The 358-nt window shown below is 64.5% G+C and carries 1 protein-coding gene; it reads right to left on the bottom strand.

What is annotated here, in order from left to right; translation table 11 throughout:
* Positions 1 to 60: 60 nt before the first annotated feature.
* On the bottom strand, positions 61 to 358 hold a 298-nt coding region (locus AC1DN0_RS41990; RefSeq protein WP_477146744.1), incomplete at its 5' end, for a KOW motif-containing protein.

Here is a 358-nt window from a genome sequence, read left to right on the forward strand (position 1 = left end):
TGCCTGTACAGGCATATGGGTCGGACCGCGGGGCATGCCCCGCCGGTCCGGACAGGCGCATCAGGCCTGCTTTTCGACCTGGCCGAACTCGAGTTCGACCGGGGTGGCACGACCGAAGATCAGCACCGAGACGCGCAGACGGCTCTTCTCGTAGTTGACTTCCTCGACCACGCCATTGAAGTCGTTGAACGGGCCTTCGGTGACGCGGACCATCTGGCCCGGCTCGAACAGGACCTTCGGACGCGGCTTTTCGACGCCTTCCTGAACGCGATCGAGGATGGCAGCAGCCTCTTCGTCACGGATCGGCAACGGACGGTCGGCGGTGCCGCCGATGAAGCCCATCACCTTGGAGGTGTCC

The sequence above is a fragment of the Cupriavidus sp. 05N39 genome (assembly GCF_056397325.1).